Annotated in this window: 15 protein-coding genes; 2 read left to right on the forward strand and 13 right to left on the reverse strand. The window is 46.9% G+C overall.

Features of this window, described 5'->3' with window-relative positions:
- Nucleotides 1–112: 112 nt before the first annotated feature.
- Together V1498_RS11135 and V1498_RS11140 are read right to left on the reverse strand one after the other, a co-directional pair.
- A complete protein-coding gene (locus V1498_RS11135; RefSeq protein WP_409299043.1) occupies nt 113–1,156 on the reverse strand; it encodes a cytochrome d ubiquinol oxidase subunit II in 1,044 nt (347 codons plus the stop codon).
- Between the two features lie 11 nt (nt 1,157–1,167).
- The gene (locus V1498_RS11140; protein WP_409299045.1) at nt 1,168–2,526 is read right to left on the reverse strand and encodes a cytochrome ubiquinol oxidase subunit I; all 1,359 of its coding nucleotides are present in this window, start codon (nt 2,524–2,526) and stop codon (nt 1,168–1,170) included.
- A 134-nt stretch (nt 2,527–2,660) separates the two neighbouring features.
- Between V1498_RS11140 and V1498_RS11145 the strand changes: the two genes are divergently transcribed.
- Entirely contained in the window at nt 2,661–3,608 is a 948-nt protein-coding gene (locus V1498_RS11145; protein WP_409299046.1) for a hypothetical protein, read from the forward strand.
- A gap of 437 nt (nt 3,609–4,045) precedes the next feature.
- Here the strand turns inward: V1498_RS11145 and V1498_RS11150 are convergent, their stop codons facing one another.
- The 11 genes from V1498_RS11150 to V1498_RS11200 form a co-directional block, all read right to left on the reverse strand.
- Nucleotides 4,046–4,747 carry an SAM-dependent methyltransferase gene (locus V1498_RS11150; protein WP_409299048.1) on the reverse strand — a complete coding sequence of 234 codons (702 nt, stop codon included), beginning with the start codon at nt 4,745–4,747 and terminating at the stop codon, nt 4,046–4,048.
- Between the two features lie 241 nt (nt 4,748–4,988).
- Nucleotides 4,989–6,518, reverse strand: coding sequence for an acyl-CoA carboxylase subunit beta (locus V1498_RS11155; RefSeq protein WP_409299049.1), 1,530 nt, complete (start codon nt 6,516–6,518; stop codon nt 4,989–4,991).
- A gap of 17 nt (nt 6,519–6,535) precedes the next feature.
- Nucleotides 6,536–7,312: an enoyl-CoA hydratase gene (locus V1498_RS11160; RefSeq protein WP_409299051.1), complete on the reverse strand. Its 777-nt coding sequence runs from the start codon at nt 7,310–7,312 to the stop codon at nt 6,536–6,538.
- A gap of 26 nt (nt 7,313–7,338) precedes the next feature.
- Entirely contained in the window at nt 7,339–8,244 is a 906-nt protein-coding gene (locus V1498_RS11165; RefSeq protein ID WP_409299053.1) for a hydroxymethylglutaryl-CoA lyase, read from the reverse strand.
- Between the two features lie 17 nt (nt 8,245–8,261).
- The gene (locus V1498_RS11170; protein ID WP_409299055.1) at nt 8,262–8,474 is read right to left on the reverse strand and encodes an acetyl-CoA carboxylase biotin carboxyl carrier protein subunit; all 213 of its coding nucleotides are present in this window, start codon (nt 8,472–8,474) and stop codon (nt 8,262–8,264) included.
- 12 nt (nt 8,475–8,486) lie between these two features.
- Nucleotides 8,487–9,842: an acetyl-CoA carboxylase biotin carboxylase subunit gene (locus tag V1498_RS11175; RefSeq protein WP_409299056.1), complete on the reverse strand. Its 1,356-nt coding sequence runs from the start codon at nt 9,840–9,842 to the stop codon at nt 8,487–8,489.
- Nucleotides 9,843–9,857: 15 nt separating this feature from the next.
- On the reverse strand, nt 9,858–11,501 hold the full coding sequence (locus tag V1498_RS11180) for an AMP-binding protein (RefSeq protein ID WP_409299057.1): 1,644 nt from the start codon (nt 11,499–11,501) through the stop codon (nt 9,858–9,860).
- 77 nt (nt 11,502–11,578) lie between these two features.
- Nucleotides 11,579–12,721, reverse strand: a complete 1,143-nt coding sequence (locus V1498_RS11185) for an acyl-CoA dehydrogenase (RefSeq protein WP_409299059.1) — start codon at nt 12,719–12,721, stop codon at nt 11,579–11,581.
- Between the two features lie 78 nt (nt 12,722–12,799).
- A complete protein-coding gene (locus V1498_RS11190; protein ID WP_409299258.1) occupies nt 12,800–13,429 on the reverse strand; it encodes a TetR/AcrR family transcriptional regulator in 630 nt (209 codons plus the stop codon).
- Nucleotides 13,430–13,544: 115 nt separating this feature from the next.
- The gene (locus V1498_RS11195; protein WP_409299060.1) at nt 13,545–14,021 is read right to left on the reverse strand and encodes a staygreen family protein; all 477 of its coding nucleotides are present in this window, start codon (nt 14,019–14,021) and stop codon (nt 13,545–13,547) included.
- A 94-nt stretch (nt 14,022–14,115) separates the two neighbouring features.
- Nucleotides 14,116–14,883: a DUF4931 domain-containing protein gene (locus V1498_RS11200; RefSeq protein ID WP_409299061.1), complete on the reverse strand. Its 768-nt coding sequence runs from the start codon at nt 14,881–14,883 to the stop codon at nt 14,116–14,118.
- 352 nt (nt 14,884–15,235) lie between these two features.
- On the opposite strand from V1498_RS11200, the gene V1498_RS11205 reads away from it, so the two are divergent.
- Nucleotides 15,236–16,048, forward strand: a complete 813-nt coding sequence (locus V1498_RS11205) for a lipid II flippase Amj family protein (protein ID WP_409299062.1) — start codon at nt 15,236–15,238, stop codon at nt 16,046–16,048.
- The last annotated feature ends 16 nt before the right edge of the window (nt 16,049–16,064 follow it).

The following is a 16,064-nucleotide window of genomic DNA, read 5'->3' on the forward strand; positions in this document are numbered from 1 at the left end:
ATTTTATAGAAAGGAGTATGGATAGACAAGGAAATGGGACTCGGGACTTTGTGGTGAAGAAGTTTGCAGGCAATGAATCTGTAAACATGAAAAAACACCGCATAAAGCGGTGCTATTCCTGTCTTTGCCGAAGGCTTTTATCTTTCATGAACAGCGTCCAGAAGTAAAAAAATCCAGGAAAAAGGATGGCAAATCCAACGATGTAAACAATGAACACAGCGTGAAAGGAACTGGGATCGGTGAAACCGGACTGTATGGTCACATTCGGATATACAATATAAGGCAGATGGGACACGCCATATACGTAGCTTGCAGATAGATATTGCAGGATCGTAATTACGACAGCAACACGAGGCATGCCCCGCCGTCCGTTTTTACCAGGCAGCATCAGGGCGGCGCCTGAAAGAAGGAAGCATACAGCTGAAGCTGCCAGAAGCCCGGAATATTCCATCATCCGGCTATAGAGCCATCCGGCCTCGCTTCTCAGAGTCAGCATGATCAGGAACGCGCTCGCAAGGGACAGCGGGCCGGTGATCAGGGCATCCCGCCTGTACACGTCATATGCCCTGGTATCTCCGGCTGTCCTGGAATAATCAGCAAGGAGAAGTGAAGAAAGAAACAGAGAGCTGGTTATGGCAAAAGAAATAAACGCATACACATTAGGACTGGTAAACAGCCTGACAAGAGACAGGCTGTCATTTCCGTCTATCGGTACTACATAGCCGCCCTGGGAAATGGGGAGGACAGCCATCAGCAGCCCGGGAATGAGAATCCCGGTGATTCCCGAAATATAGATCAGAAGCCTTTTATATTTTTCGGCAGTATGGGAAAAAACGAGAAACGCACTCCGGATGGTCAGGAGCAGCAGGATCAGGGAGCCTGGAATCAAAAGGATTGTCCCCAGGGAATAGGCAGCTCCAGGAAACATGCTGTAGATCGCTACTACCAGTGCCACGATGAATACGTTTGTCACTTCCCAGGTCGGCGAAAGGTACCGGTTGGCAATGTTCGTTGCATTGGTTTTATCCCGGTTGATATAGATCATGGACCAGAACCCGGCACCGAAATCCATGGCTCCCATGACAGCATAGATGAATACGAAGCCCCAAATGAGCGATATCGCCAAAATTTCGTCTGTAAAAGTAAATCCGTGCATAATGTCCCCCCTTAATGGATGGTATAGTTATTGTCATCGTCTTCCTGCTGGCTGGACAATTCATTCCGAAGTGGATGCCTTTTGAAATAGTAATAAAGAACCGCAACGACCACCACACCAAGCAGGATGTAAACCAGAACGAACATGAGATACAGGATCCCCAGATTCTGCTGGCTTGTGACTGAATCAGCTGTGCTCAGAATATGATAAATGGTCCATGGCTGCCTCCCGGTACAGGCAAGGATCCAGCCAAACTCTATGGCGAGTATGGATAAAGGCCCGGACAGGAAAAAGACCCACAGCATCCACTTTGGCAGAGTTTCTTTTTTCCTGATTTTCAGCCAATAGATGCCTAAAAGAGAAGCCATAATGGAATAGACGCCAATCCCCACCATCCCGTTGAACATCGTATGAATGAACAAGGGCGGCCAGTGTTCCCGGGGAAATTCATTGAGCCCCTTCACCACAGTATCAAAGCTGTTTCCTGCAAGAAAGCTCAGCGCCCAGGGAATTTCAATCCCCCATTTAACCGTCTCGGTATCCCCGTTCACCGAACCGCCGATTAGGAGCGGCGCATGGGACCGGGTTTCGAACAGGCCTTCAGCGGCTGCCAGCTTTTCCGGCTGATATTTGTGGAGATGCTGAGCAGACGCATGGCCGTTCAAGGAACTGAGAAAGGCAATGACCAAGCCCGCCGTCAGCCCCATGACGAGAGCTTTCTTGTGGAAGACATACGACCGGCTCCCAGCCGAATTGCGCAGCAGCTTATAAGCTGCCGTTGCCGCGATGACGAAAGCACCCGTCATTAAGGCAGTGATGGCAACATGCCCCGCCGTTACATAAAAGCTCGGATTAAAAAAGGCTGCCCAGGGATCGACATCCACGATTTTGCCATCCACTACACGGAAGCCTGCAGGTGTCCCTTCAAATGCATGTACATTGGAAATAAGCACAGCAGACGCAAGTGCACCGAGCGTAACAAGCACAAGAGCAAACACCCTGGCCTTGGCTGAAATGCGGTCATAGGCGTACACATAGATCGAGAGGAAAAGCGCCTCAATGAAAAAAGCATAAATTTCAATCTGGAATGGAAGTGCCATTACCCTCCCCACTACCTCCATGAAGCCCGGCCAAAGCAGGGATAGAGATACACCGGCAATGGTGCCTGATGGAATGGCAATTCCAAGCAGAATCCCTTTTGCTTTCGTCCATCTCCTCGCCATGATGGAATAGTCCTGGTCCTTTGTTTTCATGAACATCAGCTCGGATACCAGAATCATGAAAGGAATGCCGATACCCAGTGTTGCAAAAATGATATGAAAAGCCATGGTGGTGCCAAACATGGCTCTTGCAATAATTAAATCATTCACGTGATCACCAATTCCTCTACCAGTTTTTCTTTAATTTCTTCATTATGGAAAAATTTATTCCAGAAAGAAGGATTTTCGTGAGGGATTTGTAGAATTTTGTAAGAAAGAGAAAAGGAAGCGAGGGGGAGCGGATTATGTTTTCTAATTTTTTCTCAAGGCTGCTGAAAGGGGAACCTTTCCCCGGCAGATCTATCAGATTTCGTAATGACCTGCCGGATATGCTTGGGGCAAGGCCGGGACTTGAGCTTGAGGGGCTGATCAGGAAGCTTGAGGAAGCCTGGAATCCCCATTACGCCGAGGCAGTCAAGTTCCGGGTCATAAAGGAAGGCAGACTCTCTGAAGATGAATACCCTTGGCATGAATTTGAATTGAAGCGGTTCTTTGTGATGGCTGCGGTTCTGAGAAATGTACCGATGTATAGTAATAAAGTGGATGAGATTTGGCATGAAATGCTGATGTTCACCAGGGATTACCAGGAATTTTCCCTTGCATACCTGGGAGAATATCTCCATCATGAACCGAACCCGGAACAAGAGTGGACCGAAGCCGTCCAGGAAGAGCATATGAACAACAGGGCATGGTTTGACTTGATATATTCCTGCATGTTTGAAGTCCTGCCGAGTTCTTCCATCATTCTCGGCCCTTTTTTCAGACGCAGTATCAGCCGTGAAAAACTGGAGGAAATCGAGCAATCTCCCTCAAGAGCCATAATGGCGAGACACTTCAATCCTGTAAGCGAGGAAGCGAAGCTTTCGGCGAAACGCCTGTCAGCCAAAATCAAGGATGATGTGAGGGCCATCAGGAGAAGCGGTACATCAGCCATTGACCTGTCAAAATCGCTTGATGGCCCGGCGCCTGCTTTATTCGCCTCTTATTATGGCCTCCAGTATCAAAAAAAGGTCAAGGACGAAAAATCTTCCTGTTCCGGCTGGTCTTCCTGCTCCGGTGGATATGCTGGAGAAGGAAGCCATGACCATAAAGACCACCATGACGGCGGAAGCTCCTGCAGCTCTAACGGCCACTCCTGTTCAGGATCAAGCTGTTCATCAAGTTCCTGCGGTTCTTCGTGCGGCAGCTCTTAATGGGGGAAATGGGGCTAGTCACATATTGAAGAGGAGCCGCCTTAGAAATACTAAAATAGAGCCCGGGGATATCCGGGCTTTGCTGAGCTGCTTATTAAATACGGCGAGTAAATGAGCCGGCTTCTCTAATAATTGACTCAGATCGGCGAGTAAATCTGTCTGTTCCACTAGTGAATTCTTTTTTGGGATAGACTCGTTTCTGTTCCGAGAGTAAGATGGAATTTCGGATAGTAAAGCTGACAGTTCGGCTGGTAAAGGACGTTCCACCAAGGTGTAGCTGCTCCCTAATAGTAAACGCTCTGTTAAACAACTCTGTTGATTTTTTACCAAATGAAAAAGGACTTTATAAAGGTCCCTTCCTGCTGTCATTCTGTTCTTTAACTAAAACCCCCTAATTCAATAAATAGGGCAACGCCTCAACGGTGCCCTTATCTTTACTAACTTTTTTTAATTTTTAACATCGAGTTAGCATTGGTCTGAAATTCATATGGTTTCACTTCTTCAACTGTACATTCGTTATCAGTAAGATAACTTACTATTTTATCTAAATGCTCAAATCTTTTTCCCTCTAAATCAACTAAAGGAAAAATACGAACTTCTTCTTTCGTGACCCTTAATAACTCATTTAGGGTTTTTATATGAAATTGATAATCTAATGTATCCGCATACATAAATAAGAAATGTGCCGAGAGAAGAATATCAAATTCTGCATTCTTAAATGGCAGCGAAGGTAAAGTGACGGGAATGTATCTTTCGTTAGAATCCCTAATATCGTTGACACAATCTTGCAAGGCACTTAAACGATGTGTCCTAAGACCTTCTATATCATTAAAATAATCCCATTTATAATTTTTTCGGGCTTTTTGTATTTGTTCCATCGCATGTTCAATATCCTGAAGACCTTTATTCTCTAGGTCTTCACCTGAATGATAATAAGCAATGTCGCAAGCTGTTACATCCAAACCTGATTTGTTACCAACAGCAGTAAAGGAACAAGCTCCTGCTGGACAATCCAGAATTTTCTTTCCTTGTATTTCTTCCTCTGAAAGCAAGAACATATCCAAATACTCTTCAAAGGTTCTCCTAATAAAAATAATCCGTTCTAAATTTAACTTTGTGCTCTGCTCAACTTTACTCAACTAAACTCACCTCTTCTAAAAGATTACATTCATATTATCATACTGAATGGTAATGATAACCTTTCTTGCCGTTTAACAGAGCCATAGTAAAAAAAGCTAAAAATATCAGAAAACCTGTAAAAAGACAAGAAATCTAATCATGTTACTCCCTGCCTTATTGGTCTATACTATTCCAGCTTTAATAGGTTTGGATCAAACAGAAAGAAGGATGCCCCAACTCCCGGGACATCCCTCATTCTTCTTATACTGGATAAACTCCATGTTTTCTCCTGGTGAAAGCAAGTTCTTTTGTGGAGTAGGCTTCAAAGCGTTTGATCAGTTCGCCGCGCAGGCTGTCCGGCTGGACGATATCGTCGATGACCATTTCGGATGCAAGCCGGTAAATGTCGATGTCCTGCTTGTATTCTTCACGCTTTAATTCAATGAAGGATGCCCGCTCTTCCGGCGGAAGTTCCTTGATTTTTTTTGCATAAACAGCATTGACCGCAGCTTCCGGACCCATTACCGCGATGGACGCGGTCGGAAGGGCCAGGCAGCAGTCCGGCTCGAATGCAGGACCGGCCATGGCGTATAACCCGGCTCCATATGCCTTCCTGACTACAACCGAAATTTTAGGTACGGTAGCTTCACACATGGCAGAAATCATTTTGGCTCCATGGCGGATGATCCCTGCCTGTTCGACTTTGGTGCCGATCATGAAGCCGGGGATGTCTGCCAAAAAGAGCAGGGGTATGTTGAATGAGTCGCATAAATTGATAAACTTGGCAGCCTTGTCAGCTGAATCCGGGAACAAGACCCCGCCTTTCACTCTTGGCTGATTGGCAATGATGCCGACAGGCTTTCCTTCCATTCTGCCAAGACCGGTAATTAGCTCAGGAGCAAACAGCTTCTTGATTTCACAGAAAGATCCCTCGTCGATCAGATTATCAATCAGATCATACATCTGGAAAGGGGCGTTCTGATTTTGCGGAAGAAGCTCGGAAATGCTTTTCACATCCCCCCTTGGCGCCTTCGCCTCAAGCTCTGCCGTTTTAAGCGTGTAGTTTGCCGGAAAATAGGAAAGATAGGCCCGGGCAAATTGGATGGCTTCTTCCTCTGAATGGGCCAATACATCCCCGCATCCTGACTGGGAGCAGTGCATACGGGCTCCGCCCATCTGCTCTTCTGTCACTTTCTCCCCGATCACCATCTCAGCCATCCTTGGAGACCCCAGATACATGGAAGCATTTCCTTCCACCATCACCACGATATCGCAAAATGCAGGGATATAGGCTCCTCCGGCTGCAGAAGGACCGAAAAGGAGGCAGATCTGCGGTACCCTTCCGGATAACTTGACCTGATTATAAAAAATCCTGCCGGCTCCTCTTCTCCCCGGGAACATCTCCACCTGATCCGTAATCCGTGCCCCTGCGGAATCAACCAGATACAGCATAGGGATATTCAGCTTTTCTGCCGTTTCCTGGATTCGGATGATTTTTTCAACCGTCCTTGCCCCCCAAGACCCGGCTTTAACTGTGGAGTCGTTGGCCATAACACATACTTTCTGGCCGTTGATCCTGCCTATTCCGGTGACCACACCGTCAGCCGGCAGTCCTTCTGCCGCGCAATTCGCAAAGAAGGCATCCTCAAATTGAAGACCTTCATCAAAAAGGAGTTTAAGGCGGTCGCGTACAAAAAGCTTGCCTTTGCCGGCATTAGCCTGGTGATATTTCTCAGCTCCGCCTTTCCCGATTTTCTCTACTGTTTCTAATAGCTTTTCCTGAATAGTCATAGATACCTCCGTAACGATTATTCCCCTTTATATTGGGGCCGTCTCTTTTCCTTGAAAGCAGCAAGTCCTTCCAGGCGGTCTTTGGTTGCCAGTGTCCTGCTGTAGCAGAGTTCTTCAATTTGAAGTCCCGAATGAAGGCTGACTCCGCTTCCCTGGTCGATTGCCGCCTTGGCGGCCCTGACGGCGATGGGCGCATTGGCTGCTATTTCCCCAGCGATGTCCATGGCATGATCTATTAAGCCAGCTCCATCTACAATCTTTGAAAGAATTCCGGCAGAAAGGGCTTCCTCTGCATTCAATCTCCTGGCTGTATAAATCATTTCCTTCGCCATGCTGATGCCGATCAGACGGGGCAGGCGCTGGGTCCCGCCGGCTCCCGGAATGATGCCGAGTGATGTTTCAGTCAGCCCAAGCTTTGCTGTCTTCGAAGCGATCCGGATATCACAGGCAAGCGCAAGCTCAAGACCGCCGCCAAAGCAGGCGCCATTCACGGCAGCAATTACCGGCTGCGGAAGGCTGGCAAGTTTTGTGACAGTGCTGCCAATAAGGGCTACCGTCTTCTGTACTTCAGAAAGAGACATGCGGGCCCGCTCCTTCAAGTCCGCACCTGCACAAAACGCCTTCCCGCCGGCGCCGGTCAGGATGACTGCTCTTATATCACTCCGGTTCCCCACTTCATCTAGAATTTCAACCAGTTCGTTCAGCAACCGAGTGGACAGGGCGTTTGCCGCATCCGGCCTGTTTAGCAGGATGACAGCTATATGATTCTGGATTTCCAGCTTGATGGTTTCCATGCTTTCACCTCCACTTGTAAGATGCTTCATTTTTGGGCAGCGTTGAATACTGCCATTCCATGGCTGGGGAGGGGAACGCTAAGCTTTTCCTGGAGCATGCGGGCTGCTTCCAGCAGCTTATCCTCCCTGATTCCTGTTCCAATGCCCATCTTTTCAAGCATATGAACGAGATCATCTGTTGCTACATTGCCGGAAGCACCGGGTGCATACGGACAGCCGCCCAGTCCGCCGAGCGAAGAATCGAATGAGGTAAAACCCATTTCAAGTGCCTTCAGGACATTTGCCAGCGCCATTCCTCTTGTATCATGGAAATGAAGGGCGAGCCTCTCCCTCCCGAATTCATCTATAAGTCTCTGGAGTACATGTTCAACCTGCTTCGGGTTCGCCACACCAATCGTGTCTCCGAGAGACAGCTCGTAAACTCCCATCTCAAAGAGCCTTCCTGATGTACGAAGAACTTGATCGATGGATACGGCACCTTCATAAGGACAGCCGAATACCGTCGAGAGGTAGCCCCTGACCTTCAGTCCTGCGGCCAATGCTTCTTTTGCTGTTTCCCCCAGGCTTTTGTATGTATCCCCGATGGATTTATTGATGTTTTTCAGATTATGAGTTTCTGAGGCAGACATGAAAACCGCCGCTTCGTCCAGCCGCGCTTCAACCGCCCCTTCAAGCCCCTTCAGGTTAGGGACCAGGGCTGAATAAGTCACACCCGGCACTCGTTTGATGCCCTTTGCTACTTCAAGGGCATCTGAGAGCTGGGGCACCCATTTCGGGTTGACAAAGGATGTGACTTCAATATAAGAAAGACCGCTTTCAGAGAGAGCGTCAATCCACTGGATTTTTGTCTCTGAATCGATTATTGTTTTTTCGTTTTGAAGTCCGTCCCTCGGGCCGACCTCCTTAATGAGGACCTTATCCGGCCATTTCATCAGTAACGCCCCCTCTTTTATTCCAGTGTTGCCAGCAGGTCCCCGTCATTGACGAAGTCGCCTTCGCTCACTTTCAGGCCGGAAATGGTTCCGGACTGCTCTGCAGAAATGGGGATTTCCATTTTCATGGATTCAAGGATGATGATATCCTGTCCTTCTGTTACGGTCTCTCCCTCTGAAACTAGTATTTTCCATACGCTTCCTGCCATATTTGATCTGATTTCCGCCATTTTGTTTTCCTCCTAGGATGATACTTTGTTGTTTAAAATATGGACCGGGATAAAATCTGTTGTTGTGTCACCGGCCAGGTATGCTTCATGTGCAGCAATTTCAGAAAGCAGCGGAATGTTGGTCTTGATTCCTTCCACTTTATAAGCCGCAAGTGCCTCCTTCAGCCGGCTGGCTGCCTCTTCTCTCGTACTGCCGCTCACGATGAGCTTTGCGATCATCGGATCATAGAAAGGCGATACGGTGGAAGTGCCGGAAACCCCCAGTTCATGCCGGATTCCTACTCCTTCCGGAAGCTCAAGAGATGTGATCTTCCCTGGTGACGGGTACATGGTTTTTGGGTCTTCCGCATATATCCTTGCCTCAATCGAATGACCGGACAAAGTAATATCCTCCTGTGCAAAGCGGAGCTTCTCTCCGTAAGCGATCCTGATTTGTTCCTCAACAAGATCAAGGCCGGTAATCTCCTCTGTGACGGGATGCTCTACCTGGAGCCTTGTATTCATTTCAAGGAAATAGTAATTTTTATGTTCATCGACCAAAAATTCAATTGTCCCGGCATTTTTATACCCGATAGATTTGGCGGCTGTGCTTGCTGCCAATCCCATTGCCTCCCTGTCTGCCTGATTCAGGAAGGCAGAAGGAGCCTCCTCGATGACCTTTTGATGTCTCCGCTGAATGGAGCATTCCCGCTCCCATAAATACACGGTGCTGCCATATTGGTCAGCGAGGATCTGGACCTCGATATGGCGCGGCTTGTCAATCAGCTTCTCAAGGAACATGTCTCCGTTGCCAAAGAACATCTGCGCCCTTTTTTGATTCCCTTCATAGGCCTTGCGCAATTCAGCTTCGCTATAACAGGCATGCATGCCGATGCCTCCGCCACCCGCGGAGGCTTTTAGCATGACCGGATATCCGAATTGACCGGCAAGCTCTGCGGCTTCCTCCACGTCGATAAGCGGCCTTGAGATGCCAGGAACAAGCGGCAGGCCGGCAGCCTCCATCGCGATTCTCGACTCGACCTTATTGCCCATAAGTGAAATGATTTCAGGATCCGGTCCGATAAAAGTCAATCCCGCTTCCTCGCATTTTCGGGAAAAATCGGCATTTTCACTCACAAATCCATAACCGGGGTGGACAGCCTCTGCGTTGGTTTCCCGTGCAATTTCAAGGATTTTGCCTGTATTCAGGTAGCTTTCCTGAACCCGCGGTCCGCCAAGCAGCACTGCTTCATCGGCTTCTGTCACAAACGGGGCTTCCTTGTCAGCCTCCGAATATACAGCCACTGTCCTGATATTCATCTTTTTGCAGGTCCGTATAACCCTCGATGCAATTTCCCCTCTATTGGCCACTAATATTTTTTTGAACAAAATATAACGCCTCCCTCATGAGCTGACATTGATAACATCGAGCGACAGTTCCTTCAGCTTGAACTTTTGGATTTTCCCTGACGCCGTCATCGGATATTCACTTGTGAATTCAACATATCTGGGTATTTTATGCCTGGAAATTTTCCCTTGGCAGAAGGCTTTGATTTCTGCTGCATCCAGGGCTTCCCCTTCTCTCGGGATGACCCAGGCCATGACTTCTTCCCCGTATGTTTCATCGGGGACGCCGATGACCTGGACATCCAGGACTTTCGGGTGCGTATAGAGAAATTCTTCAATTTCCCGCGGGTAGATGTTCTCGCCGCCGCGGATGATCATGTCCTTAAGCCTCCCGGTAATGCGGCAGTAGCCATTTTCGTCCATGACGGCGAGATCCCCGGTATGCAGCCAGCCTTCGTCATCAATCGCATCCCTTGTAGCATCGGGATCTTTGTAATACCCCTTCATTACATGATATCCGCGCGTGCAGAGCTCTCCCTGGATTCCCCTTGGAAGTTCTTCGCTTGTACCCGGTTCCACGATTTTTACTTCCACATCGGGAAGAGCCCTGCCTGTCGAAGACACCCTGAGTTCAATGGGATCATCTGTCCTGGTCTGTGTGATGACGGGTGATGACTCGGTCTGTCCATAGGCTATCGTAATTTCTTTTGCTCCCATCCTTTCCACTACGGCCTTCATCACTTCCATCGGGCAGTTGGAACCTGCCATGATGCCGGTCCTCAGTGTAGAAAGATCGTAGGAGTCAAAATCCTCGAGACTGAGCTCTGTGATAAACATCGTAGGAACGCCGTGGAGGGCAGTGCACTTTTCCGCTTCCACTGTCTCGAGGACAGTGCGCGGATTGAATTCCTGCACCGGAATCATGGCTGCACCGACAGAGACGCATGCCATCGTTCCAAGGACACAGCCAAAGCAGTGGAAGAACGGGACAGGTATGCACAGTCTGTCTTCGCTGCCAAGCTCCATGCACTTTGCAATGTTGTAGCCATTATTGACCACATTCGAATGTGTGAGCATTACACCCTTCGGGAATCCGGTTGTGCCAGAGGTATATTGCATATTGATGACATCATCCCAGTGAAGGGAATCCATTTTTTCATCAAGCAGTTCCTCAGACACCTTCTCCTTCGCTGCCACACATTCATCCCAGCTGAAGGTTCCCGGGTAAGAATGGTTTCCCATCACGATGACATTTTTAAGCAATGGCAGCTTTTTTGACTCTAGCTTCCCAGGCTCCGAGGTTTTAAGCTCCGGTACGATTTCATATAGAGTATCGATATAAGAATGTCCCTTGAAGTTCTCCATCAGGATGATGGTGCTTGAGTTTGACTGCCGCAGCAGATACTCCAGTTCATGAGCCTGGTAATTGGTGTTCACTGTTACCAGCACGCCGCCCATTTTACCTGTTGCAAACTGGGTGATCAGCCATTCTGGGGTATTAGAGGCCCAAATCGCAATATGGTCTCCCTTATCAATCCCCAGTCCCATAAGCCCTCTTGCTGTATCCCGGCAAACCTGGTCAAATTCTGAATAGGTATACCTAAGGCCCCGGTCCCGGTATACGACAGCATCACTGTCAGGATACCTTGATGCCGTTTCCTCCAATAATTTCCCTACAGACAATTTCAATGATTCGGCCACACGACTATCTCCCTTCTTTTTAAGACAGGATTCCATTCAGTGTGCAGGGATCAATGATGTAAGATGCCTTTAGAAAATCAGCAGCCCAGCTGTCTTGAAATGACCAATCTCTGGATCTCGGAAGTTCCTTCCCCAATCTCAAGCAGCTTGGCGTCCCTTAAATAGCGTTCTACTTCATATTCCTTCATATATCCATAGCCTCCATGAATCTGGATGGCCTGGTTGCATGTCCGGAATGCCATTTCAGTGGCAAACAGCTTGGCATAAGCGGATTCCTTCGTAAATGGCTTTTTATTGTCCTTCAGCCAGGCAGCTTTATAGACCATATTCCTCGCCAGTTCAATTTCCATGGCCATATCAGCAAGCTTAAAGCCTATTGCCTGGAAGCTGGATATCGGCTTCCCGAACTGCATCCGTTCCTTGGAATATTGAAGGGCCTTTTCAAATGCTGCCTGTGCAAGGCCGACTGCCAATGCTGCAATCGAGATCCTGCCGCCATCAAGGGTATACAGGAATTGCTTGAATCCTTTTTCCGGATCTCCCAGTATATTTTCTTTAGGAACCCTGACGTCCTCAAGCACGATTTGGGAGGTGTTGGAAGCCCGGACCCCCATTTTGTCGTAGTCACTGGTGATGGTCAGGCCTTTCGTATCTGCAGGCACCAGGAATGCCGAGATGATATTCTTTCCATTGGCATCCTTGCCGGACACAGCAGTCACAGTGATGGTTTCTGCATACCCGGCATTTGTGATCCAGCATTTTTCACCATTGATCACATATTCGTCTCCGTCGAGTACGGCACGGGTTCTCGTTCCGCCGGCATCTGAGCCGGCATTCGGTTCGGTCAGGCCGAAGGAAGCGAGTGCTTCACCCTTAACAAGGGGTACAAGAAATTTTTGCTTCTGCTCTTCAGTTCCGAAATAATAGATAGGGCTTGATCCAAGGGAAACAGCCGCTGCATAGCTGAGTCCGGTGCCGCCGCAAGCTTTCCCGATTTCCTCCACGGCGATGGCGTAAGAAATCGTATCTCCGCCAGAACCTCCATATTCTTCGGGGAAGGGGATGCCCAGCAAGCCCAGTTCCCCAATCTTTTTGAACACTTCTTCCGGGAATTTGGAATCCCGGTCCAATTCAAATGCGATTGGTTTGATTTCCCTTTCAGCGAAATCCCGCACCATTTCCTTGATCATCTGCTGTTCCTTCGATAATGAAAACTCCATAATTCTGCCTCCCTGTATGTGGTTATGATAGAACCGACTGGTTGGTCTGTCCTTGACAAAATGAAAGCGCTTAACTTTTTATGTAGAATAAGCGAGCAGGTATTTCTGATATTCGGGATTTGATTTGGCTTTTTCAGTCAGCAGGCTGTTCAGGACGAAATCGACAAACATATCGGCGATTTCTTCAATCGTTCTTTCTCCCTCAGGCTGATACCACTTATAGGTCCAGTTGACCATCCCGAGGATTGTCATCCCGGTAATTTCAACGGATATTTCCCTCCGGAACTCTCCTGCTTCCCTGCCTTCCTCGATGACTTGGAAAATGAGCTGTTTGTATGAATCGCGCTTTTTTTTGATTTCTTCCGTATATTCGGGTCTTAGATAGGTGCTCTCTTGATAGAATACTGAGATGTGAGGTTTGTAAAGATGAAAGACTTTGGCAAAAGATTGGATGATCTTCTGCATTTTTTGAGCGGGGCTGTGACTGGATGCATGAGCTTCCCTGGCTTTATCCAGGACATAGGTAATAAAATAATCATGGATCATATAGAGCAGTTCATCCTTGGATTGAAAATGGTGATAAAAACCGCCTTTTGATGTTCCGCTCTCAGCCACTATCTGGCTGACAGATACACCGTGAAAGCCGTATTCCTCAAAGAGCCGCAGGGATGTCTCTATAATCCTGTCCTTCAATTCCGTGGCCTTCAGCTCCTTTCTGTTTAGGAACCACTCTTAAATTTTAGATAATTTCGTCTTATCTGTCAATTTCGAAATAAAAAGGCAGTCTCCCGCCCATGAGCTGCCCCTTTATGTTTAAACAGATTCAGGCTTTCGAAACCGGAATTCCCGGCAGATACTGCCTGGGCGTCCCAAAATAAAACATCTTATTGTACGCTGCATAGGCGGATTCAAACTGCATATAGATCGGGCAGTCCAACAGCCACGGGAAGTTTGAGAGGAAAGAGCGGTCCGAGCTGACGAGGGCTTTAAGGGAATGCTCCATTTCCTCTTCAAACATTTTGAATCGCTGCCCCGCCTCTTCTTCACTGAATTCATGCCCCCCAGCATATACCCTCCCGGCAAGTACATATTGTCCCAATTGAGGAATCCATTCTGCTCTCACTTCATCCCTGAGCCGATGATTGACGATGCTTTCATCGTACTGAGACCCGATCGTAATTATAATGTTCTGGTTCCGGCCAGAATGGACCATCGTATATTTTCTTTTGTCCACAGGAGTAAACTCAGAGGCCATCGGCATGAATGTTGTGATGATCTTTTCAGGCTTATTTTTAAACATCGCAGTTGTCCTTTCTCTTCAGGATCCTTTTTCTTTCATCATATGATAAAAGCCTATCCCCGGTGACCAGGGACAGGCTTAATTTCTACTTGAATCAAAAGGAATAAAGACTTTGAAGTCTCTTCGCAGTATCCTCAAGATTGTTTGAAACCTGGGACAGGGAGTACCCGATGAACAGCGGGGAATCCACAAACCTGGGAACTGCCTTGCAGATTATATTCCCATCCAGCTTGTAAAAAAATAGATTGAAGCTGCTGCAGCCTCTATGAAAATGGTTCAAGATAAAATGGGCCGCGATTTGGATATATTTTGAAAATTTCTTTACTGCAACCCGGTCCTTGAGAATGACATTAAGCTCCGTAAACCCCATGATCGGATGGTCGGATATTGTGAAATCCACATCTTCACCCTTAGCAGCGTAAGGGCCGGCAAAATACTCAGGAACGATTTTATTCATATAATCCGCCTTCTTAAGACCCACAATCTGCATATGAGAATGATGGATGGTACCCCCGGAAAGAGGCCCATGATTTTTATAAAGAATGACCGACTCATGCTCTCCGCCAGCCATCATCTCTTCCCACTTTCTCAAAGTAAAATCAATAAGGGAATACAGATGATCCTCGTTGTAATTGGAAAGGTTCCCTTCACAGTCATCTGTTTCAATAATGAGTGTCTGGGTTGTATCCAGGAGTGTGGGATATTTATTCTTAATATGAAGGATAGGACCGCACTCATCCAGGATGCCGGTCAGTGACTTCCGGTCACAAAACGGACAGGCGGCCGTCCGGTCTCTCATGCTGTTTGGTTTTCCTGCCCCTATATGATTCTGAAAATGGAGCAGTTCATTTGCTGAATGCATGTTCATCTCTCCTAAACATTCTTGTCTATATGTATTTCATTGTATGCTGACTGACTAACAGGCTTGTTAATGGTTATTGTAGATCTTCATGTTGAACAAATCGACTTTTTAGCTTAAAAGCAATTTATAAAATTAGGTTCTTTATTAAAAGATAATAGTACTTCCAGGAGATTTAATTATTAAACCTAATTGACTGAAGCGGAAAGAGAGTGCCTGCAGCGGAAATCAACTTTCTTGATCAATAGACAGAACTTATGTGAAAAGCTAAAGTTAAATATGGAATCTTCTAAATACTGCCATAAGCATATTTACTGGTTATAATAATATCATCATGCATTTAAGGAGTTTTCATATGGAACTAATCACAGGAAAGGTCATCATCATATCACTCTTTTTAATGATTATCACAATGATTGAGACACTGGCATATTCAACAAGGATTTCAGGAGCAAGAGTTAAATTGATTGCAACAGCCTTATCTTTGTTTAGTACCCTGGTGATTGTTTCAAGATTTTCCACAATGATTCAGCAGCCGCTGACTGCAAAACTAATCGCAGAGGCTCCTCGCCTGCACAGACTGGAATATATTGAGGAGCAATACAGAATCTTAATCGGCGTAACCTCTGTAGGTGTGTTACTTGGGATTTTTCTTTTTCCCACTTTCATTCATCTATTTTCGAGAGCCATCATTCAGCTTTCAGACCACAGAGGATCGGTCATTTCCCTTTTTGTTCATCAGCTTAATTATAGGAGTATAAGTAAAATACTGAAGTGTTTCCGGATGCCGAGATTCTCCTATTTGAAGGGAATTACATTACAAACCATACCTAAGAGACTGTTTGTCTTAAATGTGATCATATCAGCTGTCTTTACAATAGGTGTGCTTGCTTCCATTTATGCATCCATGATTGTTCCTGAAGATTATGCCCAGGCCGCATTAATGTCATCGGGAATAATCAATGGGATAGCGACTATATTATTGACCCTGTTTATTGATCCCAAAGCTTCGGTATTAGCGGATGTAATGAAAAAACAAACACAATACATTTATTTAAAAAGTTACTCCCTGACAATGATCAGTTCAAAATTTGTCGGCACCATTGTTGCCCAGCTTCTATTTATCCCTGCTGCATACTATGTGGCATGGTTTGCTAAGTGGATTTAGTTTTCTGTCTGCTCCA

This window comes from Paraperibacillus marinus, from assembly GCF_046237605.1.
Lineage (GTDB): Bacteria > Bacillota > Bacilli > Bacillales > DSM-1321 > Paraperibacillus > Paraperibacillus marinus.